The sequence below is a fragment of the Rufibacter aurantiacus genome (genome assembly GCF_017916345.1).
Taxonomy (GTDB): domain Bacteria; phylum Bacteroidota; class Bacteroidia; order Cytophagales; family Hymenobacteraceae; genus Nibribacter; species Nibribacter roseolus.
Genome location: NZ_JAFMSV010000002.1, coordinates 851,119 through 877,214, shown reverse-complemented (window position 1 = coordinate 877,214; position 26,096 = coordinate 851,119). Strand labels below are relative to the sequence as shown.

At 54.1% G+C, this 26,096-nt stretch carries 17 protein-coding genes; 14 read left to right on the top strand and 3 right to left on the bottom strand.

Going from position 1 to position 26,096, the window contains the following annotated elements; translation table 11 throughout:
- Nucleotides 1-8: 8 nt before the first annotated feature.
- Nucleotides 9-3,836 carry a PKD domain-containing protein gene (locus J3P34_RS08930; RefSeq protein ID WP_210487993.1) on the bottom strand — a complete coding sequence of 1,276 codons (3,828 nt, stop codon included), beginning with the start codon at nt 3,834-3,836 and terminating at the stop codon, nt 9-11.
- A gap of 150 nt (nt 3,837-3,986) precedes the next feature.
- Complete coding sequence (locus tag J3P34_RS08925; protein WP_210487991.1) at nt 3,987-5,864, bottom strand: hypothetical protein; 1,878 nt, start codon at nt 5,862-5,864, stop codon at nt 3,987-3,989.
- A gap of 216 nt (nt 5,865-6,080) precedes the next feature.
- On the opposite strand from J3P34_RS08925, the gene J3P34_RS08920 reads away from it, so the two are divergent.
- The 10 genes from J3P34_RS08920 to rodA all read left to right on the top strand — a co-directional run bounded on the left by J3P34_RS08920 (nt 6,081) and on the right by rodA (nt 17,852).
- Nucleotides 6,081-7,346, top strand: a complete 1,266-nt coding sequence (locus tag J3P34_RS08920) for a putative DNA modification/repair radical SAM protein (protein ID WP_210487989.1) — start codon at nt 6,081-6,083, stop codon at nt 7,344-7,346.
- Between the two features lie 80 nt (nt 7,347-7,426).
- Nucleotides 7,427-7,570, top strand: a complete 144-nt coding sequence (locus J3P34_RS08915) for a hypothetical protein (RefSeq protein WP_190300266.1) — start codon at nt 7,427-7,429, stop codon at nt 7,568-7,570.
- Between the two features lie 16 nt (nt 7,571-7,586).
- The gene (locus tag J3P34_RS08910) at nt 7,587-8,423 is read left to right on the top strand and encodes a TIGR03915 family putative DNA repair protein (protein WP_210487987.1); all 837 of its coding nucleotides are present in this window, start codon (nt 7,587-7,589) and stop codon (nt 8,421-8,423) included.
- Nucleotides 8,424-9,266: 843 nt separating this feature from the next.
- Nucleotides 9,267-9,878, top strand: a complete 612-nt coding sequence (gene purN / locus J3P34_RS08905; protein ID WP_210487985.1) for a phosphoribosylglycinamide formyltransferase — start codon at nt 9,267-9,269, stop codon at nt 9,876-9,878.
- A 222-nt stretch (nt 9,879-10,100) separates the two neighbouring features.
- Nucleotides 10,101-11,630 (top strand): bifunctional phosphoribosylaminoimidazolecarboxamide formyltransferase/IMP cyclohydrolase, encoded by a 1,530-nt coding sequence (purH, locus tag J3P34_RS08900; protein ID WP_210487983.1) that lies wholly within the window; start codon nt 10,101-10,103, stop codon nt 11,628-11,630.
- 635 nt (nt 11,631-12,265) lie between these two features.
- The gene (locus tag J3P34_RS08895; RefSeq protein ID WP_149089326.1) at nt 12,266-13,294 is read left to right on the top strand and encodes a rod shape-determining protein; all 1,029 of its coding nucleotides are present in this window, start codon (nt 12,266-12,268) and stop codon (nt 13,292-13,294) included.
- 12 nt (nt 13,295-13,306) lie between these two features.
- A complete protein-coding gene (mreC, locus tag J3P34_RS08890) occupies nt 13,307-14,212 on the top strand; it encodes a rod shape-determining protein MreC (protein WP_210487980.1) in 906 nt (301 codons plus the stop codon).
- A complete protein-coding gene (locus tag J3P34_RS08885; protein ID WP_210487978.1) occupies nt 14,205-14,729 on the top strand; it encodes a hypothetical protein in 525 nt (174 codons plus the stop codon). Before mreC ends, J3P34_RS08885 begins: the two co-directional genes overlap by 8 nt.
- Entirely contained in the window at nt 14,726-16,564 is a 1,839-nt protein-coding gene (mrdA, locus tag J3P34_RS08880) for a penicillin-binding protein 2 (RefSeq protein ID WP_210487976.1), read from the top strand. Before J3P34_RS08885 ends, mrdA begins: the two co-directional genes overlap by 4 nt.
- 10 nt (nt 16,565-16,574) lie before the next feature.
- On the top strand, nt 16,575-17,852 hold the full coding sequence (gene rodA / locus J3P34_RS08875) for a rod shape-determining protein RodA (RefSeq protein WP_210487974.1): 1,278 nt from the start codon (nt 16,575-16,577) through the stop codon (nt 17,850-17,852).
- A gap of 218 nt (nt 17,853-18,070) precedes the next feature.
- On the opposite strand, the gene J3P34_RS08870 is transcribed toward rodA, so the two are convergent.
- Entirely contained in the window at nt 18,071-19,120 is a 1,050-nt protein-coding gene (locus tag J3P34_RS08870; protein ID WP_210487972.1) for a hypothetical protein, read from the bottom strand.
- Nucleotides 19,121-19,154: 34 nt separating this feature from the next.
- On the opposite strand from J3P34_RS08870, the gene J3P34_RS08865 reads away from it, so the two are divergent.
- The 4 genes from J3P34_RS08865 (at nt 19,155) to J3P34_RS08850 (ending at nt 25,912) form a co-directional block, all read left to right on the top strand.
- On the top strand, nt 19,155-19,475 hold the full coding sequence (locus J3P34_RS08865; RefSeq protein ID WP_210463446.1) for a 2Fe-2S iron-sulfur cluster-binding protein: 321 nt from the start codon (nt 19,155-19,157) through the stop codon (nt 19,473-19,475).
- A gap of 278 nt (nt 19,476-19,753) precedes the next feature.
- Nucleotides 19,754-20,347 carry a thymidine kinase gene (locus tag J3P34_RS08860; RefSeq protein WP_210487970.1) on the top strand — a complete coding sequence of 198 codons (594 nt, stop codon included), beginning with the start codon at nt 19,754-19,756 and terminating at the stop codon, nt 20,345-20,347.
- A gap of 792 nt (nt 20,348-21,139) precedes the next feature.
- A complete protein-coding gene (locus J3P34_RS08855) occupies nt 21,140-24,418 on the top strand; it encodes a S41 family peptidase (RefSeq protein WP_210487968.1) in 3,279 nt (1,092 codons plus the stop codon).
- 270 nt (nt 24,419-24,688) lie between these two features.
- Nucleotides 24,689-25,912, top strand: a complete 1,224-nt coding sequence (locus J3P34_RS08850; protein WP_210487966.1) for an RtcB family protein — start codon at nt 24,689-24,691, stop codon at nt 25,910-25,912.
- Nucleotides 25,913-26,096 lie beyond the last annotated feature (184 nt).

Below are 26,096 nucleotides of genomic sequence, written 5' to 3'. Positions count from 1 at the left end.
CTCTGGGCTTAGCGCAAGATAGTGAGCGGTCCGGTGATCTTGGGCCGCCCGTTGCTTGGGTCAATAATGTAGTAGTAAGCGCCAATGGGCAAATCAACGCCGTTGCGTTTTCCGTCCCAGGGAGTGGGATAACCGCGGGTGGAGTACACCTGTTGACCCCATCGGTTGTAGATCTCAATATTGAGGTGCGGATAATCCTGGATGCCTTCCAGAACCCACGTATCATTGGAGCCGTCGCCGTTGGGCGAGAACGCCGAAGGGATTTGCAGCCGCTTGATCACCGTCACCACCATGCTGTCCACGTTGGGGCAGCCCGCCTCTGAAACTGTGCTCAGATAATAGGTGGTGGTCACCAGCGGTGAGGCCACCGGGTTCCCGATGTTCTGGTTGCTCAGGTTGGTGTTTGGAGACCAGGTAAGTTGACCTTCCCCGCTTCCTTCCAATTTGATGCTCTCGCCTTCAATGAGCAGGATGTCCTTGCCGGCATTTACTTTGGGGGTAGGCTGCAGTTTGATTTCCACTTCATCTGTAGCGCTGGCGCAAGGACTGTTGCTCACTGTCCAGCGGAGCGTGTAATCGGTGCCCAGGCTGCCGGTGAAAGTAGTCTTAGGGCTGGCCGGGTTGGCAAAGCTACCGCCGGTGCCCCGCACTACCGTCCATTGGCCCGTGGCCGGTGCCGGAATATTGGCCTCCAGGGTGACAGTGGTGAATCCGCAGAGCAGTTGGTCCGGGCCTGCTTTCGCCACCGGTGCCGGGGCAATGGAAACCGCTTTGCTGATGGTATGGGTGCAGCCCAACTCAGAAGTGACCGTGAGTCTGACCTGGTAAGTACCGTCCCGTTCATATTTGTGCGTGGCGTGCTGGGTTGCCGCCGATGACCCATCCCCGAAGTCCCAGACCCAGCCGGTAAGCTGGCCACTTGCCAGGCTGCTCATGTCCTGGAAAGAAACCGCATCCGCTAGGCAGCCCACCGTGGGCGAGAAATCGGCTTTGGGGGTTGGGGAAACGGTGATGGTGGAAGTGAAGGTCTGTTCGCAGGAGTTGGCCCCTTTCACCGTTAACCCTACCGTGTAGGTGCCGGGAGCCGCGTACAGGTGCGTAGGGCTGACCTCGGCAGAAATAGTGCCATCCCCGAAATCCCACTGGTAGGTGAGGGCGCCGCTGCCCCGGTCCTGAGTGGTGTTGGTAAAAAGGGCCGGCGTACCCTCGCAGACATTGGCCACCGTAAAGCCAGCCGCTGGGTTGGGCAAGACCACAATGGTTTTGGTAAGCGATGCCTCGCAGATAATCCCCGACCATATCCGCAATTGCACCTGGTAAGTCCCCGGTTTGGCGTACTGGTGAGTGGGGTTTGTTTCCTCGGATGAAGTGCCGTCCCCGAACGTCCACTGCCGCCGGATGATCTTCCCGAAAGCGATGGAGCTGGCATCCTGGAAAACCATGCCCTGCTCCCGGCAGAAAGAAGAAGCGGTAAACCCTGGAACCGGCACCGCGCCGCTGATGGTGTAGGAATGCGAGACGCTATCCTGGCAGCCTTTGCCTGACGTTACCACCAATTTCACCGTGTAGTTTCCCTCGGCGGTATAGCGGTGGCGGGGTGCAGCGGCCGTGGAACTGGTGCCATCGCCAAAATCCCAGCGGTAAGTCATGGTGCCCGAGGCAAGGGTGGATTGGTTCTGGAAAGCAGCTTCGTCCTTCACGCAGAGATCGGGCAGGGTAAAGGCGGCTACGGGCCGGGGGTGGATGACTACGGTTTGCTGTGTGGAATCCTGGCAGCCCTGGTCTGAGAACGCTTTCAATCTCACGGTGTAGTTGCCCACCCCGGCATATACGTGCTGCGGGTGCTGCTCCGTGCTGCGCGGCGTGCCGTCCCCAAAATCCCATTCCCAGCGTACAACGCGTCCCTGCGCTACCGTGGTCTGGTCCTGGAAAGCCATAGGTTCTTTGTCGCACGTCTGAGAGGCGCTGAAGCGAGCCGCCGGAGGGGCAAAGATGGTGACCTCCCTGGTGGTGTCTGCAACGCAGAAATTCTGGTTCGTGACGGACAGGGTGACTTTGTAGGTGCCCGGAGCTTTAAAACGGTGGGCCGGGTGTTGTTTCCGTGAGGTGGTGCCGTCCCCAAAATTCCAGCGCCATTGGGTGATGCTGTCGCCGGTGGTGACTTTGCTTTGGTCTGTGAAGCGGGTGCTATCATTGGCGCAGGCCACTGCATAGGAAAAACCTGCCTCGGGGTTGGGCAGAACCTCTACCTCTATATTAGTGGAGTCCTGCGAGTCACAGTCGTTGCCGTTTGATTTGGTAGTAACCAGGGAGACGTTGAACTTACCGGCCCTGGGGAAAGCGTGGGTGGGGTTCTGCTCACTGGAGGTGGTGCCGTCCCCGAAATACCATTTCCAGGCCAACGGCTCATACACGGCAAATCCCTTGAACCGGATGCTGCGCCCCTCGCAGATGCTGTCTGAGGCCACGGTGATGTTCTGGTTCAGGTTGGTCACGTTCGCCCCCGCCGAGTAGGCGTAGGATTCCACGTTACCCAGTCCGTACGCAATGGCGTTGAAGCCCTGATCTGCCGTAAGGGTGTGGTTCCCCGAAGATACCGTGTTTTGGGCGTAAGAATAGGCAGGGTTGGCGGGAACAGGTGTGAATGCCACCGGCTGCCCGTCTAACCGGAAACTCCCGATATCCGCCGTTTTCATGGTCACGTTGATGTAATGGCTGGAGATTTGGAAGAAAGGCGAAGAGTACAGCGTGATGTTTTTGAGGGTCTGTTCCACCGGGTTGATCAACACCATCTCCGGGTCACTGGGCACATCGTCGCAGAGCTGCGATTTGGTGTACTGCGTCACCTGCACCGGTTCTGAGGTGGTGATATAGTTGGCGATGGAGTTCTCAAATTCATGATACTGACCGCTGTTCTTGGTCACAGATTGGCCATTCACCGTAATAACGGTGTTGTCTTTAGAGGCTAATACCCGGTAAATGTCTCCCGAGGTACGGCTCTTGAAGGGCGCGGTCATGAAGTTTTTGCCCCAGGCGCTCACCGGGTAAAGCTGCTGGTACAGGTTATCCCCGCTGAACTGGCCGGGACAGGTGTAGGGCTCCGGAATAGCTGTGTAGGAACTGCCGGAGAAAACCGCAATCCGTTTGCAGGAGCCTATACCTGAATCAATCGACTCTACCTTGGTGCCGGTAAGGTCTCGCAGGGAGCGCACCTGGTATACTTCACCTTTCATCAAGGGCCGACTAGGGGAGAAGGGCTTTCCGGCGGGTTGGCCGCCCAGGGTCTCGGCGGTAGGCGTGATCTCCAAGGTGGTGTTGTCTTCCAGGGCCACCACCATGAGCTGGGAGGCCGCCCGGGCATCCAGGTACTGGGTTTGGTTGTAGCTAATCGCGTAATAGGAGCGCCCTAGGGTATTGGCCGGCAACACCAGTGTGGCCCCGGATTTATTCAGGTGGTAGATATGGGAGTACACCACCACCGGCTCTGTTGAAGTCACGTGTATGGCCTTGTTCTCAATGACCTCGCTGGAACCCACGTATGCCACCGAGGGGCTCACCGGAATGACAGTAACGGAGTTGGCGGAAACCTGGTGCGTGGTGGCGGCTCCTGCGCCAACGGTTACCTGTACCGTGGTGTTCACGTCTGAGGTGACATACAGGTTCATGCTGGAGATGCCCTGCGGTGGATTTGGGCCAGACTCATTCTGGATGTGCGCCATGTACCCCACCCAAAAGTCCCGCCCTTTATTAGAGGTGACTTGGGCTACAGAACAGAAGGCGCAGAGAAGCAGCACTAACAGGCAGATGCTCCAGCGTAGATGGGGGTAAAATCTCAATTTCCAGCGCTTTTGAATTTTAACCTCGTTTTCAGCCTGTTTTTGCAAAACAAGCTGTATTCTCAGATTAGGTCAATATAAGCTTTTTATAGTTATAGTGTTTATGCTGAGTGTTAAAATCAAAAATGAATGGGAGTAAATGGCTGAAATTTACCTGAACTCAGAAATCAGGGGTTGGGTGAAGCGCAGATCATTGAATTCATAGTACTGACGGGTGGTCTGGAACAGCTTGAAATCCTGCTGGTTATTGACCAGGGGCAGACGCGGGTAATACCCCAGCAGCACCTGAATGGTGTTAATAGGCAGGAACTCGTTTCTAAACCGCAGCCCCATGCCAAATCCGGTATAAGGCTTTTCTTTCAGGGGTGATTTGTTCTGGATGCTGGTAAGCCAGGCCAGATCCGCGAAGCCAATGATGGCCAACCGGAAGCCCAACAGGGTGAGGGGGGTGAAGAAATTGGTCTCGTAGTTAAGGACGAACTTGCGGTAACCCCGCACGGCGCCGGAACTGAACCCCCTGATGCCGTCTTCCTGGTCAATGTCCAGGGCAAACAGATCGGGGCGGCGCATACCCAGGGAGGCGCGGTTCCACAGGAAATGCCGCCAGCGCCAGTTCCTGAGGCGGTACAGGGGCGTGAAGTACAAAGCCTCTGAAGTGAGCACGCCTTGCTCCCATGAATTCTGATACCGGTAACTGCCGTACTCCAGGCCCCCGTACAGATAACCAAAATTAGGCTGGTATTTGCCGAAGGCGGCTTTCACCCCCAGGTACATCCGGTTCTTCTGGGCACCGTCCTCAAAGCCTGCCGTAAGCGCAATCAGGTTCCCTGCGGGGATATCCTCGGTGCGGCCAAACCCGAAGAGGTATTGGTCTTTGTAGTATTTCCTGAAACTGAAGCCAAAAGCGGTAAGGTAAAGGCGGGCGCTTTGGATAGTGGGGCCGCTGCCCTGGGTGTAATGGATGTTCATAAACCGGGCCGCCGTGATAAGCCGCGTGGGGTTGTCCATGGCCAGGTCATAGGACTTGAGCCGGAAGGCACGCCCAATCCAGAAATCCTGGATATTATAGTCCAACGGGATGTGGTTGATGACCTGACCTTCCCCGCCCTCGCCATTTTCTCCTTGGCCCTGCTCGTAATAATCTGGTATAAGGGTCTGGTACCAGGCCACTGAAGCCCCACCCGCATATTTGGTATCGGTGGAGAAGAAATCCCTCCGGAAACTAAGGCTCTGTTGCTTATAGTAATGGGTGTTCTGGTAGAGCAGTTCCGCCGAGATAAAGGTGTGCGAGATATTAGGGATGTAGTAGCTGCCCAGGAACTGCCAGGTCTGCGGCTCAGACAATCCAAAGCGATAGTTCGTTCTGAACTGGTGCCCGATGCCCATGAAATTGATGTCCCGCAGGCCCAGCCGGGTACCCGAGGTGCTGGCCGAGCCTGAGCCGCTGATACTGAACACGTCTTTGGTGACAATAACCACGTCAATGCTGTCCTTGGTGGAGGTGGAGTCATTGACCAGCACCCGGGCATCTAAAAGGTAGTCGGTCTGGCGCAGCAAACGCTCAGATTCAGACAGGTCCAGGGGCTCCAGCAAATCGCCTTCCTTAAACAGGATCTGGTTCCGGAGCAGGTTCCGCTTCGTGCGCATGTGCAGGGCATTGCCCAGGCGCTCCAGGCTGTTATCGGGCAGAGCAAGGGTATCGTTTATAGAATAGCCAAAGGCATCCAGCCTTTTGAAATAGATACTCCTGACAACTTTGTAGTTGTGTTGCGCATGGGTAGCCGGCAGCAGGGTGTTTTCCACGGGGCCCTCAATCCGGCGCGGTTTAAAGACCACCAGGGCTTTTACGGCCCGGCCAAACAGCGTCTTCTTCTGGCTGATGCGCTTCAGGGACTGCAGGAACTGTTTGTTGTCAGTGGTGTCTTCCAGTGGCGGGTAGAGGGAGGGTTGCGTGGAAGGAGGGGAGACCACCTGCGCCTGTGCACAAACGCAACTGAACCATCCTGCCATCAATAGCAGAAATAGCATTTGTGCGTGCACAGAAAATCTTGCGGCTGTCTTCATACCCTATTACCCATCCCTAAAATACGGCAAATTCTGCTTAGAACCACAATAGCGTCATAATTGCTATTTATATTAGCTTTATCCACACCCCTGTTGATAAATTGTGGCTAAAATTATTAGTTATTTAACTGCATGAGCTGTAACTTGCTAACGTATTCAATGATTTAAATAACATAACATATGCAGACTCCGCTTCTAGAAAAACTAAGTATTTTGGCAGATTCGGCCAAATATGATGTTTCCTGCTCTTCCAGCGGCGGTAAACGCAAAAACGAGGGCAAAGGATTAGGCAACGCCGAAGGCATGGGTATTTGTCACAGCTATACCGAGGACGGCCGGTGCGTGTCTTTGCTAAAAATATTGCTCACCAACTTCTGCATCTTTGACTGCGCCTACTGCGTGTCCCGGAAAAGCAACGACGTGAAGCGCGCCGCTTTCACGGTGCAGGAAGTGGTGGACTTGACCATCAATTTCTACCGCCGCAACTACATAGAAGGACTGTTCCTGAGCTCGGGCATTTTCAAGAACGCAGACTACACCATGGAACGCCTGGTGCGGGTGGCCAAGAAACTGCGCCTGGAGCATAAGTTCAACGGCTACATCCATCTCAAAACCATTCCGGGCGCGAGCGAGGAACTGGTAAAGGAAGCCGGCCTCTACGCCGACAGGCTGAGTGTGAACATTGAGTTGCCCACCGAGGAGAGCCTGCAGTCTTTGGCGCCCGAGAAGAACTTCAAGGAGGTGCTCACGCCCATGGGCCATATCAAAGACCAACTGGTGCTGGTGAAGGAGGAAAAGAAGCTGTTCAAGTCAACACCTTCCTTCGCGCCGGCCGGGCAGAGCACCCAATTGATTGTAGGCGCCACGGCCGAGACGGACCGCCAGATCATGACCCTCGCCGATGGCCTGTACCAGAACTTCAACCTTAAGCGGGTTTACTACTCAGGTTACGTGCCAGTAGTGACAGACAGCCGCCTGCCTCTCATCAGTACCCCGCCCATCATCCGGGAGAACCGGCTGTACCAAGCCGATTGGCTAGTGCGGCTCTACGGGTTCGAAGTGAACGAGCTGCTGGATGAGCAGAATCCGCAACTGGACCTGCAGATTGATCCTAAGTTGGCGTGGGCATTGCGCAACCGGCACGTGTTCCCCCTGGAGATCAACACCGCCGATTACGAGATGATCTTGCGGGTACCGGGCATCGGGATTAAGTCAGCGAAGAAGATAGTGGCGGCCCGCCGCTTTGCCCACCTCACGTGGGAGCACCTCCGCCAGATAGGCGTAGTGCTGAAACGGGCCAAGTATTTTATCACCTGCGGAGGGCGCAGTTTGGAGACGAGAGAATGGGACGAAGAAGCTATCCGGAGAAGAATCATTTTTGGGGAGAAGGGGAGCCGGGCCAGCCTGTGGGGCAGCCAGCTGGACCTGTTTCAGCAGGCGGGCTAGATAGCTTAAAGCCAAAGCGCCTTCCCCAACATAAGAGAAAAAGAATTGTTTTTGTAAAACCTCATAGATCATTATCCATTATGCCAACTGTAGCCAACCGCCAAACCGTAGCCCCAGTTTCTTTCCGTTGCAAGCTCAGCACCCTGGTGCCTTACCTGCGCCAACTCTCGGCTCAGCGCCACGAAAACAATGGCCGTCGTTCCTCCGTGCGGATTGCCTCCTAACTAATTATAAGCGCCCATGCATTTCTATACCTACGATGGTTCTTTTGAAGGCCTCCTGACGGTGGTGTTTGAAGCGTATGAGCGCAAGGAATGGCCTACCCAGATTGGCCGGGAAGGGGAGGCGCCGCCCGGTATCTTCGCGAAGCACCATTTCGTGCCTACCCAAGAAGACAAGGCCAAACGCGTTTGGGAGGGTTTGGGCAAAAAGCTGTCAAAAGCCGCCTGGGAAAACGTGTACAAAGCCTACCTCTGGGAACAGCCCGGCTTTGAGATGCTCATCTTCCAGTTCGTGCGATTGGTTTTCTCCAGTAAGCAGGACGGCATCGAAGAAAACTTCACCGAGTCCTGCGTGCAGAAAATGGCCGCCGTGGGCAAGCAGATGTTCCGGGAGAAGCACCGCATGGAAGCCTTCATCCGGTTCCAGCGTACGGAAGACGGTCTCTTTATCGCGCCCATCAGACCGGACTTCAACGTGCTCCCCTTAGTGGTGTCTCACTTTGAAAAGCGCTACGCCGATCAACACTGGCTTATCTATGACGTGCGCCGGCAGTACGGCGCTTATTATGATCTGCAAAGCGTACAGATCGTCTCCCTGGAAGAAGCACCCCTGAGCCTCCGGAAAGGACAACTCTCCCCCGAGATCCTGACCTCGGTAGAGCCCTTGTACCAGCAACTCTGGCAAGCCTACTTTGACCACGTGAACATCCCCGAGCGGAAAAATCAGAAACTCCACCTCCGCCACATGCCCAAGCGTTACTGGAAATACCTCACCGAGAAAAAGCCCCGCATGCAAGCCCACCAGCCCATCCAAAACAAGCAAGTCCCAACCATCGTGCCCAGGCTGAAAGCCTAAATCTTTGCCTTTTCCATATCAGAGCTGTTTTAGTAAAAACGGCTCTAAAACCCTGTTCTGCTTCCTTTTTACCCGCAAACTTAGGTTGAGGCTCTCGCCTCACTGCAGTTGCAAACTGCCGATCATGTTGGGTCCAAGTCACAGACTTGAACCATGGATAAGAGTAAGCAGATTGAGTAGATAGATGAGGAATAGGTACCTGCGGCGGGCCGGGGCGAAGGCCTACAGTGAGGCCGAGGCACGGACTGCCGCACGGATGAACTGTTCAAGCAGTAATTGCCTACGTTGGCAATGGAACAGGTAGCCTTAGCCAGGTGGTACCTTGATTGAAGCCTCACTGTCCGAGCGTCAGCGAGTTTGAGGCTTCTTGATTCTTTTGGTTACTTTTCTCATCAAGGAGAAAAGTGACAAACGCCCGCAGAGTGCATCTGCAGTTCTGAGACTTGGTAAGAAAAGAAGTAGGAGGTAAAGGCCGAAGAAAGGAACCAAGGGGAGCGCCAAGACCGGTAAGTGTAAACACCCCCTCTTAATCTCCCCTCAAGGGGAGAATCTGCGTTTTGTCAGCGTTTTTCAGAAATGGAAATAAAAACTGCAGTGGTGAGAAGCTATTTGATTTCTTATAAGTGATTTTGAGGCTAGCGCCTCACTGAAGTTGCAAACTTCAGCCATTATAGGTCCAAGTTGAAAACTTGAACCAGGAAAGAGAGAGAATCAGAAAGGGAGTTTAGAAAAGGGAACAAGCAACCACAATAGCGCACCATCATTTCAAACGTTTTCACCCGGTTTACCGGAAAATACCCCAGAAACACTATCTTTGCTCTTCCATTGACAGCAACAGCAGTTTTGGGTACCTCCGCAAAGAAAAAGAACATCGTCATTTTCGCTTCCGGCTCCGGGAGCAATGCCCAGCGCCTGCTGGAGCAGTTTGAAGACCACGCGCATATTCAGGTGGTGGCCCTTTTCTCCAACAACCCGGAGGCGTTTGCCTTGCAGCGGGCTCAGAATTATGGCGTCCCCACAGTGGTCTTTGACCGAGCCTCGTTACGGGCCGGTGAGGTGCAAGCGCAAGTTCAGGCCTACGAACCCGATCTGATTGTGCTGGCTGGTTTCCTGTGGCTCTTGCCCGCCGCTTTTGTGCAGGCTTTCCCCAATAAGATCATCAACATCCATCCGTCGCTGTTACCCAAGTTTGGCGGCAAAGGCATGCACGGGCAGCACGTGCACCAGGCCGTGATAGATGCCAAGGAAGCACAAACAGGCATCACCATCCACTACGTGAACGAGCATTATGACGAGGGCGCGCCTATTTACCAGGAGTTCTGCGCCGTGCACCCCGATGATACCTGTGAGACCCTGGCGGCCCGCGTGCTCACCCTGGAGCATCGGCATCTGCCCCGCGTAGTGGAGGAATTGCTCACGTCTGGCAAAAACAGCCCCGAAACGCCCGCAGCCTAACCCCGAAAAAAGAGATGAAGCGACTGACACGGCCCTTTCTACTGCTCTCACTGCTGCTTACGTGTCAACTGCGGGCCTTCTCCGGTCTGCTCTGCTCATTTAATTTAATTAGAATAATCGCTAACTCCCAGGCTGCAAAATTGGGAGCAAGCCCTGCTGTGCCCGGGCTTTTGCTGAGTCAAAGCCTGCCTGTTCCTTTCAGAACCTACATTTTCTACCTATATGAATTCCGTTAAAATCAAATCTGCCCTTATCTCGGTGTACTACAAAGACGGCCTGGAGCCGCTGGTGCGCGAGTTGCAGAAACAAGGCGTTACTTTTTACTCCACCGGTGGTACCCAAACGTTCCTGGAAGGCTTGGGCGCCGAGGTGGTGGCTGTGGACAGCGTAACTGATTACCCTTCTATCTTCGGGGGACGCGTGAAAACCCTGCATCCAAAGATCTTCGGGGGAATCCTGCACCGCCGGAGTCATGAGCAAGATCAGCAGGAAGTGCAGCAGTTCGAGATTCCGGCGTTGGACTTGGTGATTGTAGACCTGTACCCATTTGAGGAAACCGTGGCTTCCGGAGCTTCAGAGGAAGACGTAATTGAGAAAATCGACATCGGGGGTATTTCTTTGATTCGCGCCGCGGCCAAAAACTTCCAGGATGTGTTGATCGTGTCTTCGCGCGAGCAATACGGTGAGGTGGTAGAACTGTTGCAAGCCAAAGATGGCAGCACCGAGCTGGCCGACCGCAAGCGCTTTGCGGCCAAAGCCTTTGACGTGTCTTCGCACTATGACACGCACATCTTCAATTACCTGAGCAAAGAGCAGGACCTAGCCCCGGCCTTTAAGCAGAGTGAGCGCACGAGTCAAACCTTGCGTTACGGCGAAAACCCGCACCAAAAAGGATACTTCTACGGCGATTTAGAGGCTCTTTTTGAGAAACTGAACGGAAAAGAGCTGTCCTACAACAACCTGGTGGACGTAGACGCCGCTGTGTTGCTCATGGCTGAGTTTGCGGACCAACCGGCCGTGGCCATCCTGAAACACACCAATGCCTGCGGCGTGGCCGTGGCTGATTCTCTGCACCAGGCCTACGTGAACGCCCTGGCCTGCGACCCGGTATCGGCGTTCGGGGGCGTGATCATTGTGAACAAAACCGTGGATTTAGCTACCGCCGAGGAGCTGAACAAACTGTTCTTCGAGGTGCTCATCGCGCCGGGCTTTGACGCCGATGCCCTGGAACTGCTCAGATCCAAGAAAAACCGCATTCTGCTGCGCCAGAAACCAGTTCAACTGCCAAGCAAACTGTTCAAAACCCTCTTGAACGGCGTGATTGAGCAAGACAAAGATCTGGCCATTGAAACTGCCGCCGATTTCAAAACCGTGACCCAGCGGGCCCCATCACCGGAAGAGGTGGAAGGCCTGGAGTTCGCGCTCAAAGTCTGCAAGCACACCAAATCCAATACCATTGTGCTGGCGCGTGGAAACCAGTTGCTGGCCAGTGGCGTGGGCCAGACCTCGAGGGTAGATGCTTTGCGTCAGGCCATTGAGAAAGCCCGCTCGTTCGGGTTTGATTTGCAAGGTTCCGTGATGGCCTCAGACGCGTTCTTCCCGTTCCCGGATTGCGTGGAGATTGCCGCCGAAGCCGGAATCACCGCCGTGGTGCAGCCCGGAGGATCCATCAAAGACAAAGACTCTATTGATGCCTGCGATGTCCGCAATATGGCCATGGTCATGACTGGCGTGCGTCACTTCAAACATTAATCCTATCCTAAAGGAATATTCCAGAAGCCCGGCCGTTCTTTGGACAGCCGGGCTTTTTGCTTCCCGTTGAAAAGTACAAAGGCCGATTTAAGCCTGTTTTCTAAAAAACAACCATAAAACTTTGGCATAGGGAAAGGAAGGTTAGGATGATATAAGCTTTTCCGGATAAGGGCGGGTAGGAGGTGAACCCGGGTATTTTGCTAGGGTAACTGTGCCGTGCAGGAGGAGAGGGTAGGGTTCATGGGTGTGTAGTGTTGACCCTGAGCGAGTTAATAGCCATTCGTTCTGAGGTATAGGCACTGCTTGTTTGAATTGTACTAGTCGCCGATGTTATATGGGTAGGAGATAGTAGAATTGTATTATGGCATTACAGAGGAAAATGGTGGTATAGAAAGAGAGCGGATGCTGGTTTTCTGAGGTACATTGCGCTACAGGACGGGCAAACCCCGAGAGGAGGGAAGTAAAACAGCCATGTTTTTGGGCTCTTTTCAGGAAAAAAGACAGAAAACAGAACTGTCTCATGCTCAAGCGTAATTATTAGCGGGAAATACGTAATTTTGCGCCATTATAGTACCTGGTTAAGTAAATAAATTTCATATATAGCATTCTAACGGTGAGTGCACGACTGACAAATAATGGGATTATTTAATTTTTTCACATCTGATATAGCCATTGATTTGGGTACGGCCAATACCCTTATCATTCATAACGATAAAATTGTAGTTGACGAGCCTTCCATCATAGCCTTAGACCGGAGAACCAACAAGGTGCTGGCGGTGGGCCGCGAGGCGCAGCAGATGCACGAGAAAACCCACGAGAACATCAAAACCATCCGCCCTCTCAAAGACGGCGTGATCGCGGACTTCACCGCCGCCGAGATGATGATCAGGGGTTTGATCAAGATGATTGACAAAGGCAAAAAACGCCTGTTCCAGCCTTCTTACCGCATGGTGGTGTGTATCCCATCTGGTATTACCGAGGTGGAGAAACGCGCCGTAAAAGACTCCTGTGAGCACGCCGATGCCCGTGAGGTCTGGATGATCCAGGAACCGATGGCTGCCGCCATCGGGATCGGCATTGACGTGGAGCAGCCCGTGGGTACCATGGTGGTAGACATAGGGGGTGGTACCACTGAGATCGCCGTGATCGCTTTGTCCGGGATTGTGTGTGACCAATCTATCCGGGTGGCCGGTGACGTATTCAACAAAGACATTCTGGACCACATGCGCCGTCAGCATAACCTGTTGATTGGTGAGCGTTCCGCTGAAAGAATCAAAATTGAGGTAGGCGCCGTGCTCACCGAACTGGACAATCCACCCGCTGACTTTGAGATCCGGGGCCGTGACCTGATGACCGGTATACCGAAGGTGATAAAGGTAACTTACCAGGAAATCGCCATCGCGCTGGATAAATCGGTGTCTAAGATTGAAGAGGCCGTGCTTAAAGCGCTGGAGATTGCGCCACCAGAACTTTCCGCCGATATCTACGACAACGGTATCCACCTGATTGGTGGGGGCGCCTTGCTCAGAGGTCTGGACAAACGCCTGGCTGCCAAAACCAAACTACCCATTCACATTGCGGAAGATCCGTTAAGAGCCGTGGTACGGGGTACCGGTGCGGCCGTGAAAAACATTGAGGGTTTCCGCAACGTGCTGTTGAGCTAAGCACACGCGCCCATGCGGAAACTATTTATTTTCATCTTCCGGATTAGGGCTTTCCTGGTGTTCCTGCTGTTAGAGGGCGTTTCCATTTACCTGCTGTACCGGAGCAACACCTACCACAGTGCGGCATTCTATCAGTCGTCTAACTACTATGTGGGGCGTGTGCTGGAGATCCAGAGCCAGGTGGCTGATTATTTCCGGCTCACGGAGGTAAACCAGACGCTGGCGCAGGAGAATGCCCAGTTGCGGGCGCAGCTTACCCAGATTCAGGAACGCAAGCTCAACGACAGCCTGGGGGTGGTGAAGGATTCTGTGTTTGTGCAGGTCAGGGCCCGGGATCCGAAAGACTCACTCCAGGCGCCGCGCGATTCCCTGGAAGAACTGGTGTTCACCTATAGGCCGGCCCGGGTGACGAGTAACTCTGTAAGGGGGCTAAACAACCACCTGGCCCTGAATGTAGGCTCCGATGCCGGTATCCGGCCCGGGATGGGCGTACTCACCGCCAACGGGATTGTGGGCCGGGTAAAAGCGGTCTCCAAGCATTACGCCACGGTGACCTCCCTGCTACACTCCCAGACCCTGATCTCGGTGAAGCTGAAACGGAACAAAAGCCTGGGCTCCATTAAGTGGGACACGGAAAACCCCGAGACCGCCAGCCTGCATTACATTCCGTTGAGCGAGAAGATTTTCAAAGGAGACTCGGTGGTGACCTCTGGTGCCGGGGGTATTTATCCGCCGGGCATTATGGTGGGGCGCGTGATCAGTGTGCGCAAGGAGCTGGATAAAAGTTTCTACACCATTGTGGTGCGCCTGAGCGTGGACTTTGAGAAACTGTCTTACGTGTACGTGGTGGAAAACAAACGCAAGCCTGAGCTGGACAGCTTGCTGGTACAGTCAGGCATAACCGAAGAGAATGAATAGTTTTAGGTTCATACACTTAGTCCAGTTTGTGGTTTTGATGAGCCTGCAGGTGCTGCTCATGCGCAACCTGGTGCTGTTTGAGACCGGGTTCTGCTTTGTATACATCGGGTTTATTTTGTTCCTGCCCATTGAGATAGACAAGGTGCTGCTGCTGTTGCTGGGCTTTGTGTGCGGGTTCACCATTGACCTGTTCTATGACACGTCTGGGGTGCACGCAGCTGCCACGGTACTCATGGGCTACCTGCGGCCCTCCATGCTCAAGCTGCTCACGCCCCGCGATGGCTACGAGGTTTCTGACCACGCTAGTTTGCCCTCCATGGGCTGGCGCTGGTTCCTGACCTATGGCATGGCGCTTATCTTTGTGCACCACTTCACCCTATTTTTTCTGGAGCTCAACGGATTTAAACTGATTGGATTTACGTTAGCCAAGATAATAGCCAGCACATTGTTCACCGGAACGGTGCTGGTGATTTTTCAGATGTTATTTTTTGAGCGAAGAGCACGAGGTTTTAGATGAAGTACTTAGAAAGCCGCAAATACGTAATCCAGGCAATTTTCATAGCCATAGGAGCGGTTTATCTCATCAAACTTTTCTACATCCAGGTTCTGGATGACAGCTATAAAACCGCCGCCGAAAGCAACGCCATGCGCCGCGTGGTGCAGTACCCGTTCCGGGGCTTGGTCTATGACCGCCACGGGAAACTGCTGGTGGAGAACACACCGGTGTATGACCTCATGGTGGTGCCCAAAGAGGCCAAAGCCATTGACACGCTGAAATTCTGCCAGCTGGTGGGCATCTCCCTGCCGGAGTACCGCGAGAAAATCACCGCAGCCAAGAAGTACTCCTACGTTAAGCCCTCACCGTTCCTGCAACGCCTCACCAACGCAGAGTTTGCCGCCATCCAGGACAACCTGGTGGACTTCCCTGGTTTCTACATCAACGCCCGTACCGTACGTGGCTATCAGCATGGCAGCCTGGCCCATGCGTTGGGGTACATCGGGGAGATCAGCCCGCGACAGTTGGAGGACACTACCTACCACGGTTACCGTCAGGGCGATTATCTGGGCATCAGTGGTCTGGAGCGCCAGTATGAGCAGTTTCTTATGGGCAAGCGCGGGGTGAAATACACCATGGTGAACGTGCGCGGCATTGAGAAAGGGTCCTTCAAGAACGGCGAATATGATACTCTCTCGGTAGCGGGTAAGAACCTGGTTACCACCATTGACCTGGAACTGCAGAAGTACGCCGAGTTGCTTATGTCTGGTGGGAAGGTGGGCAGCATTGTGGCCATTGAACCCAAGACCGGCGAGATCCTGTCGCTGGTATCGGCGCCGTATTTTGATCCCTCGCTGCTGACCGGGAAAGAGCTGGGCAACAACTACATGAAATTGCTGCGTGATCCCACCAAGCCGCTGTTCAACCGTCCGCTCATGGCCACGTATCCGCCGGGCTCCATCTTCAAGCTGGCGCAGGCTTTGATCGCGATGCAGGAAGGCGTGCTGACCCCTGAGACTGGGTACCCATGTAACTGGTCTTTGGTGAAATGCTCGCACCGGCACCCATATCCGGCCAACCTGGGCATTGCCATTGAGCAGTCCTGCAACCCTTATTTCTACCAGGTTTTCCGCTCGGTGGTGGCGCGGGGCCGGTCTCGTAATGTGTATGAGGATGTCCGGCTGGGCCTGGATGAGTGGAACAAGCACATCAAAAGTTTCGGGTTTGCCGGCAATCTGGACATAGACCTGCCCGGCGAGAAAAAAGGGATGATGCCCAACGCCCGCTTCTATGATCGTATCTACAAACGCGATGGCTGGAAATTCCCCACCATTTACTCTGTCAGCATCGGGCAGGGCGAGACCGGCGTAACACCGCTGCAGATGGCTAACTTTGCTGCCACCATCGCCAATAGGGGTTATTACTACAAGCCGCACATTGTGCGCTCCGTAGGGGAGAACGGGAAACCGCTGCCTGAGTATTCCGTGAGAAACTACACCTCCGTGGACCCCAGGCATTTTCCGCCGGTTATTGACGGCATGCAGTTGGTGGTGGAGAACGGAACCGGCCGGTATGCCAGCCTGAAGCACATTGGCGTAGTCCTATGCGGCAAGACCGGTACCGTGCAGAACCCGCACGGCAAAGACCACTCGGTATTCATTGCCTTTGCTCCCAAAGATGATCCCAAGATCGCAATTGCGGTGTACGTGGAGAATGCCGGGGGAGGGGCCACCGCCGCCGCGCCCATGGCCAGCCTAATGATTGAGAAATACCTCACTGATACCGTGAAGACCACTTACCGCAAACGCTGGGAGGCAGACATGATCAACGGTAGTTTCTACAAATGGACCGATTAGCAAACATCAAATGCGGACCTCCTACAAAATAGCCAATAACATAGACTGGGTCACCATTGGGCTGTACGGCCTCATGGTGACGCTGGGCTGGATGAACATCTATGCCGCGGTCTATAATCCTGAGAACGTTACCAGCATCTTTGACTTCACGCTTAACTCCGGGAAACAGCTGGCCTGGATTGGTACCTCCGTGATCATCATCATCATGCTGTTTGCCATTGACTACAAAGCCTATGACTCGCTGGCCTACGGTATCTACTGGTTCGTGATTTTGATTCTGCTGGGTACTCTGCTTTTGGCTTCTCCGATTAAAGGGTCCCGTTCCTGGCTCGTGATCACTGAGTCTGTGCGGTTGCAGCCCGCGGAGTTCGCCAAGTTTGCCACGGCGCTGGCGGTCTCCAGGTTCATGAGCAGCATTAACCTGCGCCAGCAGAACTGGAAAGACCAGGCCAAACTGGCGGGATTGGCTTTGTTGCCGCCTATCATCATCATTCTACAGAACGAGACCGGTTCTGCCCTGGTGTTCGCGGCCTTCACCCTGGCGTTCTTCCGGGAAGGGATGTCGCCTTTGATCCTGATCATTGGCGCGGTAGCCGTGTTCGTATTTGTGCTCACGCTTCTGATTCCGCAATGGTACCTGGCGGGTATCGTCACTGTGCTGATGGGTGCTTACCTCTGGCTCAACTTCCACCGGATCAAGCGGTATCTGCCTACTTACATCAGTATTTGGGCGGCCGTCTTGGTTATGGTGTTCAGTGTAACTTACTTTATTGACAACATCCTGCAGGAGCACCAGCAGAACCGTATCAAAGTACTCGTGGACCCCGAGGTGGATCCTTTGGGCGTGGGCTGGAACGTGACGCAGTCCAAGATTGCCATCGGTTCCGGTGGGTTCTTCGGGAAAGGTTTTCTGGAAGGCACGCAGACCAAATTTGACTTCGTACCAGAGCAAAGCACCGACTTTATTTTCTGTACCGTAGGCGAGGAACACGGCTGGATTGGCAGTCTCATTATTGTGGCGCTCTTCATGGCCCTACTCATCAGGATCATTTACGTGGCCGAACGACAGCGCTCGGTTTTTGGGCGTACCTACGGCTATTGCGTGGCTTCCATCATCTTCTTCCACTTCCTGGTGAACGTGGGCATGACCATCGGGCTGGCCCCTGTGGTGGGGATTCCGCTGCCTTTCTTCAGCTACGGCGGCTCATCGCTATGGTCGTTTACCATCCTACTGTTCATTCTGCTGGCCATTGACGCGCACCGCAAACTGGATCTGGGCCGAGGGTAATTGGCGTATCAGGTAGCAAGTATCACGTAGCGAGATTGGAACCCGTTTCGGGGTTGTTTTTTGGAAAACAGCTTTAGAATGGAAAGCTGCAGACGCTCGCAGGACCTGCGAGCGTCTGCATAGATAAAGCGATATTCTTTCTATCTAACGCAAAACGCCCGCCCCTCGGGAGAGGGGGGCGTGTTGGGGGTGTTTTTTGGGGAACAGGCCGGAAAGGCTTAGGAGAATTTGCGTTCTATGAGCCTGGTGAGTTTCTGCACGTGTTCTTCTTTGCGGCTCCAGTTGTATTTGCTGGCTACATCGTGTTGCAGGTACTGTTTGGCCTGGTTTGGGTTGTCGTACTCGTCCAGTTGCTTGATCACGGCGTGGTAGGCCATGTTATCGCCTTCAAACAGCTCGTTGATGAATGAGAACCGCTGGTTAATTGAAATAGCTTCTTTCAGGGATCCTATTTTCTGGTCCTGCTGGCGGTCGGCCATGGAAGGAACTACGGGCTGCTTCAGGCGATCGTTCAGGTTGGGTTTCTGCTCGGTTTGCAGGCGCTCGTTCAGTCTGGGCTCGGGGTTCAGCGTGGGCTGAAAACTAGGCCGCGGCGTACTTGCTACGTGTGTACTCACGGCTGGCGCTGGGGCAGGAGCCGGGGCGGGTACCAAGGTAAACAGCTCGTCTACCTGCAAAGGCTGCAGCTCATTGAATCTGGCTACTACCTCGTTCACGGTGGTGCGCTCAGCCTCGTGCTCGGCCAGGAAACGGCTCAGCCTGGGGATGATCTGGTAACGGTCAACCTCGGTGCCGGAAAGCGTCTCCAGGAAGCGGCGGTACAGGTCTTTGTCAATGTCCTGGTACTTGAGGGTTTCCTGCAGTTTGGGTACGGAAAGGTCGTCCAGGCGCATGAATTTTTCCTCAAAAACCCCCTCAGGCTCCAATACGGCGCGTAAAGTATCCTGAATGGCCTTGAGTAGCAGTGGCTCAAAGTGCGGGCGTTTGATGGAGATCTTGCGGGACAGCACGTTCATGAACTGTACCAGGGCGTCTTTCACCTCGGGGTGTTCAAAATCAAAGTACGGGCTGCGCAGGTTGGCCATCTCATGGTTCCAGAGCGTGAGCAGCTCTCTGATCATGTAGAGGTTTACCTGTTTGATAGGGGTAAAGGAAATCAGTTGTTGGGCAGTAACGTTCTCATGATGAGCAAAATGTTCTTCGCTGAGGCGTTGGGCAAGGGCCTGGCTGTACTGGGCCAGGCGTATTTGATTATATTTGTCTTTCATTGGAGGAAGCATACGCTCGTAAATATAGCGAAATATGGCCGAATTAACGGTTTCTAATCTGGGCGGAATTGTGGTGAACGTAGCCCAGGGGCAAACGGTTCTGGCCGCACTGCAAGCCGCCAGAATTGATTGGATGCACGCCTGCGGCGCCAAAGGACGCTGCACTTCCTGCCGCATGGTAGTACTGGAGGGCGCGGAGAACCTGGCCCCGGATACCGCCCCCGAAACCCGTTTCCGCAACAACGGCCGCCTCAAACCCAATGAGCGCCTCACCTGCCAGGCCACCCTCACCGGACCCGTCACCTGCCGCGTTCCCCAACAAACGAAACTCCCGCACATTTCTTATACCAAGTGAAGGATTGAGTCATTGGTTTATTTGAAGATTTGGAGATGTGGAAATTTGAAGATGTCAGATTTAGCCAATGATTATTTCCAAATCTTCACATCTCCTAATTTAAACAATCTCTCAATCATTCAATTTTCTGATAGCCAATGTATTGGATAACTGTGTGGAAAAATTGTTCATTAGGAAAGGGGAGGGGGCTAGTACCTTCGCATCAGTTAATGTGGTTGTGGCCCCAGTTTTTGGAAGGGATAGCACATTAGCACCTTTAATAATTAGCACATTAAGTTATGTTCATAGAACCCCGGGTGGGAAACCGCCAGCAGGCCCAGAGAAGAGGTTGGATTGAAGTGATTTGCGGGTCTATGTTCTCGGGGAAGACCGAAGAATTAATCCGGCGGCTCAACCGCGCCAAGATAGCCAAGCAGTGCGTGGAGATCTTCAAGCCAGCCATTGACACCCGTTACCACGAGATTGACGTGGTTTCCCACAATGCCACCAGCATCCGTTCCACCCCCATCCAGTTCGCCAACGACATGCTCCTGCTGGGTAGCGGCTGCGATGTCTTGGGCATAGACGAAGCCCAGTTCTTTGACGAGGCCATCACCGAAGTTTGCGTGCATTTGGCCAACACCGGCGTACGCGTGATAGTGGCCGGCCTGGACATGGATTACCTGGGCAAACCCTTCGGGCCAATGCCGGCGCTTATGGGGGTAGCCGAGTACGTGACCAAGGTACACGCCATCTGCGTGCAGTGTGGTGACATCGCCTCCTACTCCTTCCGGAAAGCCGCCTCCCAGGAGAAAGTCCTCCTGGGCGAAACAGATTCCTACGAGGCCCGCTGCCGCCATTGCTTCCAGGAAGGCCTCAAAGGAAACTACTAGAAAGAGTCCTGAGTCTAAAGTCCTGAGTTCTAAGTCAGGTTTTCCAAAGCCGTTTTACCTCTTATTTTCTAAAAATAGAGGTAAAACGGCTTTTCGGTTTTAAGCAGAGAAGCAAATCCGCTGGCGCGAGCCTCCGGCTCGTGTCAGCACGCATTCCTTCCAACTGTAGAGACCAGGCACCGCATTGTCTCCACGATATCTGATTTGTGGTACCTGATCATATTGAGGCAACTTTCGCATTGAGGTAACTTTCGCTGGCGCGAGCCTCCGGCTCGTGTCCGCACATATTCCCGATCCTCTTTTGCTCATCACCAAGGAAGTAATTAGCAGCAATGCGTTTGGACACGAGCCGGAGGCTCGCGCTAGCGGGGTATTTAATAAAGTAGGGGCATCCTCCACCTTGGCCTATCCCCTGACAGGACAACACATGTTTTTCACTTTATCATTACTTCGGTCTGTCAGGGGACAGACCGAGGAAAAGGTAATCGAAAGCCTGGGATCAGAAATACGTGCGGACACGAGCTGCAAGCTCGCGCCAGCGATGAATCTGATTCTGTAGGGGCAATCCCTTGTGGTTGCCCAGTTACGATTGCCGCTCTATTAGGTCAACCACAAGGGATTGCCCCTACACCAACATAATCACGCCTATCTGTTTTGAGGCTGTTTGTGTCAAATCAGCCTCAAAACGCCAGATAAATTTTCGTGAAAACCAACCCAGCCCCTGCTTCTTTTGAATAAGCAGGAACAATCGTTACATTTAGTAATCCAATCTAACAAACAACCGCTTACCTTATGAAAAAGAGGTTTCTAGCCATTCTGGCTCTTTGCTGCGCAGGCAGCCTGGGGGCCATGGCCCAAACCCAAACCCCACTCTGGCTCAACACCCCGGCAATTTCGCCCGATGGCCAGACCATTGTCTTCAGCTATAAAGGTGATTTGTACAAAGTAGCCGCGGCCGGCGGAAACGCGACGCCGCTTACCATGCACGAAGGCTACGAATACATGCCCGTATGGTCACCAGACGGAAAATCCATTGCCTATGCCTCTGACCGCTACGGCAACTTTGACGTGTTTGTGATGCCCGCACAGGGTGGCGAGAGCAAGCGCCTCACGTTCCACTCATCCGCAGACCTGCCATCTGACTTCACCCCAGACGGGAAGAGCGTGATTTTTTCCTCAGCCAGGGTAGACGCGGCTTCCAACGCCATGTTCCCGTCCGGCGCGTTCTCTGAACTGTACAGCGTGCATACGGGAGGTGGCCGCAATGCCATGTTGCTCACTACTCCCGCCGAGGCTGCCCGCTACAACGCCGCCGGCGATGTGCTGGTGTACCACGATAAAAAGAGCCCCGAGAATAATTTCCGGAAGCACCAGACGTCTTCCACCGCCCGCGATGTTTGGGCCTACAACACCAAAACGAAGCAGCACACCAAACTCACCGATAACGTGGGCGAGGACCGCCAGCCGGTTTTCGCAGCCAACGGCCAGGACATCTATTACCTGAGTGAGCAGGTGAACGGCACCTTCAACGTGCGCAAGATGAGTCTGCAGAACCCTAAGCAGAGTGCCGCCGTCACTAACTTCGCCAAGCATCCGGTACGTAACCTGACCAGCTCCAAAGACGGGGTGCTGTCCTTTACCTACAACGGTGAGATTTATACCTTGAAGTCCGGCGCGCAGCCGCAGAAAGTAGCCATCCAGCTGTACACAGACATCCGCTCCAACCCCGAGACCGTGCTGCCCATCTCCGGCGGCATGACCGAGATGGAGGTGTCGCCTAACGGCAAAGAGGTGGTGTTTGTGAACCGGGGCGAAGTGTTCGTATCATCAGTGGACGGTGGCATTACCCGCCGCATCACCAACACGCCGGAGCAGGAGCGCAGTGTGAGTTTCTCGCCAGACGGCCGCAAGATTCTATACGCCAGTGAGCGTGACGGCAGCTGGAACGTGTATGAAACCAGCCTGGTGCGCAGCGCCGAGCCTTATTTCTACGCATCCACGCTGCTGAAAGAGGAGCCCGTAATCGCCACTTCCGCCGAGGAATTCCAACCGGCCTACTCACCGGATGGCAAGGAAGTAGCCTACCTGGAGGAGCGTGTGATCCTGAAAGTGGTGAACAAAGCCAATAAGCATGTGCGTACCATTTTAGGCAACGCCAACAACTACTCGTACTCAGACGGCGACCAGTACTTTGAGTGGTCACCAGACGGCAAGTGGTTTTTAGTGCAGTACAACCAGCCTAAGCAGTGGCTGAGCGAAGTAGGTTTGATATCAGCCAATGGAAAAGGCGAGATCATCAACCTGACTCAGAGTGGTTACTATGAGAACAGCCCGCAGTGGATGATGGGCGGCAAAATGATTACCTTCTACTCTAACCGCGAAGGTCTGCGCGGCAACGGCAACAACTCAGGCACCGGCGATATCTACGCGCTTTTTACCACCCAGGACGGTTTTGACCGCTTCAAACTGAGCAAAGAGGATTTCACTCTGCTGGAAGACCTGGAGAAACGCGAAGCTGCGGCTGGCGGAGTATCGTCAGAAAAAGACAAAACCAAAGCCAAAGGCAAAAAAGGCGAAGCCGCTAAAACTGCCGCTCCGGCCGGTATGGCGCTGGAACTGGACAACCTGCCCCAGCGCAAAGCCCGCCTCACCGCCACTTCCTCAGACTTATCTGATGCCGTGGTGACCGACAAAGGCGACCGGATGTTCTATTTGAGCCGCTTCGAGAAAGGCTATGACCTGTGGGTGACCAACCTGCGCGACAATGACACCAAACTGCTGGCCAAGCTGGGTGCCCGCGGCGGAGACATGGTTATGAGCAAAGACGGCAAGAACCTGTTTGTGTTAACCGAAGGCAAAATCCTGAAAGTAGACACCGAGACCGGCAAACAGGAAACCCTCAAGGTAAACGGCGAGATGAACCTCAACGCCGCCGCCGAGCGCGCCTACATGTACGACCACGTGATCAGGGAGCTGGAGAAGAAATTCTACGTGAAAGACCTGCACGGCGTAGACTGGAAATTCTATACTGACAATTACCGCCAGTTCCTGCCGCACATCGTCAATAACTACGACTTTGCCGATGTCCTGAGTGAATTGTTGGGCGAGCTGAATGCCTCGCACACGGGCGGAAGGTACAGCCACCGTGCTACTAATCCAGATGCGACGGCTTCTTTGGGGCTGTTCTATGATGAGCAGTACACCGGCAAGGGTCTGAAAGTGAAGGAAGTCATCAACCTGAGTCCGTTTGACCGCGCCAGCTCCAAAGTGAAACCGGGTATCATCATCGAGAAGATTGATGGGCAGCCCATTGAAGACAACACCGATGTAGACCAGCTCCTGAACCGCAAAGCCGGTAAGTACACGCTGGTGTCTTTGTACAACGAGAAAACGAAGCAGCGCTGGGAAGAGACCGCCAAGCCTATCTCGGCGGCAGACCTGAGCGAGTTGCTGTACCAGCGTTGGGTAGACAACCGCCGCAAAGAAGTGGACCGTCTCTCTGGCGGACGCTTGGGTTACGTGCACATCCGGGGCATGAACGATGCCAGCTACCGCACGGTGTATGAAGACGCTTTGGGCAAGAACGCGACCAAAGAGGCATTGGTGGTAGACACCCGCTCCAACGGCGGCGGAAACCTGCACGATGACCTCATCAGCTTCCTGAACACCAAGCAGTACGCCGAGTTCATTCCGCGCGGCCAGAACCTCTCAGACGAGCCCCGCAACAAATGGACCCGTCCATCCATCGTGGTGATGAACGAGAGCAACTACTCAGACGCGCACATCTTCCCGGTTCTGTACAAAGAACTGGGTTTGGGTAAAACCGTGGGCATGCCCGTGGCCGGAACCGGTACCTTCGTGTGGTGGGAAACCTTAATTGACCCAACCATGGTCTTCGGGATTCCGCAGGTGGGCTACCGCACCTTAGGTGGCGGCAAGTTCCTGGAGAACGCCCAACTGGAGCCAGATTACCTGGTGGCCAATGACCCCGCCTTGGTAGCCCAAGGCCGTGACCAGCAACTGGAAAAAGCCGTGGAAGTGCTGTTAAAAGAATTGCCGGCGAAGAAGTAATTCTTCTGGAATCAATGAATAATCAGAAGCCCTGCCTTTTTGGTGGGGCTTCTTTGTTTTTACAACCCTCCCCTGTCATCCTGAAAGGAACTTGTGGGCACGTTAGAAAAACGTTGAAGAAGCGCCACTACTGTTCGCCCACAATATCTTTCCAAGATGACAAAAGGAGAGAGACAAGAGCATTATCTATTTTTCTGCCCATTACCCCAAAACAGGTAAAAAACGCAACGCCCTTTTCACGTATAGCCTGTACCACCAATTTGTAGGACCATGGCTATTGTGCAGAACAACATCACCGTTTTCGGGGAAGAGATCATTGACCAGAGCGCTATCGATCAGTTGAAACGCTGCGTGAGCGAAGAAGACATTGGCGTGCTCACCGCCGATGCGCACTACGGCTACGCGCACCCCATCGGCGGAGCCGTGGCCTACAAAAACAAGGTTTCGCTGTCTGGGGTGGGATTTGACATTGGTTGCGGAAACAAAGCCGTGCGCACCGACATCATGGCCTCGGATGTGAAGATTGGAAGGGTGATGGATGAAATCGTAAGCACCATAGGGTTTGGGGTAGGTAGACCTAATCCCAAGCGCATTGACCACCCGGTGCTGGACCACATCAATAAAGCCGAGTTCAAACCCCAGCGCGAAATGCGGAAACTGGCGGTAGAACAATTAGGCACCGTGGGCAGCGGAAACCACTTCATTGATTTGTTCGAGGATGAGAAAGGCTTTCTGTGGGTAGGAGTCCACTTCGGGTCAAGAGGATTTGGGCACAAGACGGCCTCCGGGTTCATCGCGTTGAGTCAGGGCTTAAGCTTTTTTGATAAAGCGAAGGAAGGCTCTATGGATGCGCCGCCCATCCTGTTTGACATCGACTCTGAATTGGGCCAGGACTACATTGCCGCTATGTCGTTGGCGGGCGAGTACGCCTACGCGGGCCGTGATGTGGTGGTGGAGAAAGTGTTGGGGATTCTGGGCGGAAAAGCCACCGAGGTCATCCACAACCACCACAATTTTGCCTGGTTTGAGAGGCACCAGGGCGAGGATTACTGGGTGGTGCGCAAAGGCTGCACACCGGCGTTCCCCGGGCAGAAGGGGTTTATTGGCGCGAACATGTCCGATAACTCGGTCATTATTGAGGGCGTGGAAAGCGAATTGTCCATTCGGGGCTTATATTCTACCGTGCACGGGGCCGGTCGCGTGCTCAGCCGGAGGGCCGCCGCGGGTAAAACCAAGTGGATCAGGGACAAAAAAGGCGTGAAGCGCAAAACCGTGGTCTCACCGGGTCTGGTGGACTTTGACGCCGTGCAGCAGCGCATGAAAGCTCAGGGAATTGAACTGCGCGGCGCCGGGGCCGATGAAGCTCCTGAGGCTTACAAAAAGCTGGAAGACGTTCTCAAGTACCAGGGCAATACCATCAAGGTGTTGCACACGCTTCGGCCGCTGGGCGTAGCTATGGCGGGGGAAGACGTATACGATCCGTACAAAGATTAAGCACCATTTCCGTTATTTCAGCGGAAATACTGTGATATCCGATTCAGGCCTGTTTTGTGAAAATCAGGTCTGAATCGGATATTTTATTTTGACACTTGTTTTGGGTTGTTTTCCTGAAAATAAGCAGAAAATAGCAGTATCAGAATTGTAGGGGCAAACCCTTGTGGTTGCCATTGCGTTGGCC

Coding starts and splice junctions, on each gene's coding strand:
- mreC (WP_210487980.1), top strand. CDS start 13,307: ATGCGGAAACTATTTATTTTCATCTTCCGGATTAGGGCTTTCCTGGTG.
- J3P34_RS08920 (WP_210487989.1), top strand. CDS start 6,081: ATGCAGACTCCGCTTCTAGAAAAACTAAGTATTTTGGCAGATTCGGCC.
- J3P34_RS08850 (WP_210487966.1), top strand. CDS start 24,689: ATGGCTATTGTGCAGAACAACATCACCGTTTTCGGGGAAGAGATCATT.
- J3P34_RS08895 (WP_149089326.1), top strand. CDS start 12,266: ATGGGATTATTTAATTTTTTCACATCTGATATAGCCATTGATTTGGGT.
- J3P34_RS08860 (WP_210487970.1), top strand. CDS start 19,754: ATGTTCATAGAACCCCGGGTGGGAAACCGCCAGCAGGCCCAGAGAAGA.
- J3P34_RS08870 (WP_210487972.1), bottom strand. CDS start 19,120: ATGAAAGACAAATATAATCAAATACGCCTGGCCCAGTACAGCCAGGCC.
- J3P34_RS08925 (WP_210487991.1), bottom strand. CDS start 5,864: ATGCTATTTCTGCTATTGATGGCAGGATGGTTCAGTTGCGTTTGTGCA.
- J3P34_RS08865 (WP_210463446.1), top strand. CDS start 19,155: ATGGCCGAATTAACGGTTTCTAATCTGGGCGGAATTGTGGTGAACGTA.
- rodA (WP_210487974.1), top strand. CDS start 16,575: ATGCGGACCTCCTACAAAATAGCCAATAACATAGACTGGGTCACCATT.
- J3P34_RS08885 (WP_210487978.1), top strand. CDS start 14,205: ATGAATAGTTTTAGGTTCATACACTTAGTCCAGTTTGTGGTTTTGATG.
- J3P34_RS08915 (WP_190300266.1), top strand. CDS start 7,427: ATGCCAACTGTAGCCAACCGCCAAACCGTAGCCCCAGTTTCTTTCCGT.
- purH (WP_210487983.1), top strand. CDS start 10,101: ATGAATTCCGTTAAAATCAAATCTGCCCTTATCTCGGTGTACTACAAA.
- mrdA (WP_210487976.1), top strand. CDS start 14,726: ATGAAGTACTTAGAAAGCCGCAAATACGTAATCCAGGCAATTTTCATA.
- J3P34_RS08855 (WP_210487968.1), top strand. CDS start 21,140: ATGAAAAAGAGGTTTCTAGCCATTCTGGCTCTTTGCTGCGCAGGCAGC.
- J3P34_RS08910 (WP_210487987.1), top strand. CDS start 7,587: ATGCATTTCTATACCTACGATGGTTCTTTTGAAGGCCTCCTGACGGTG.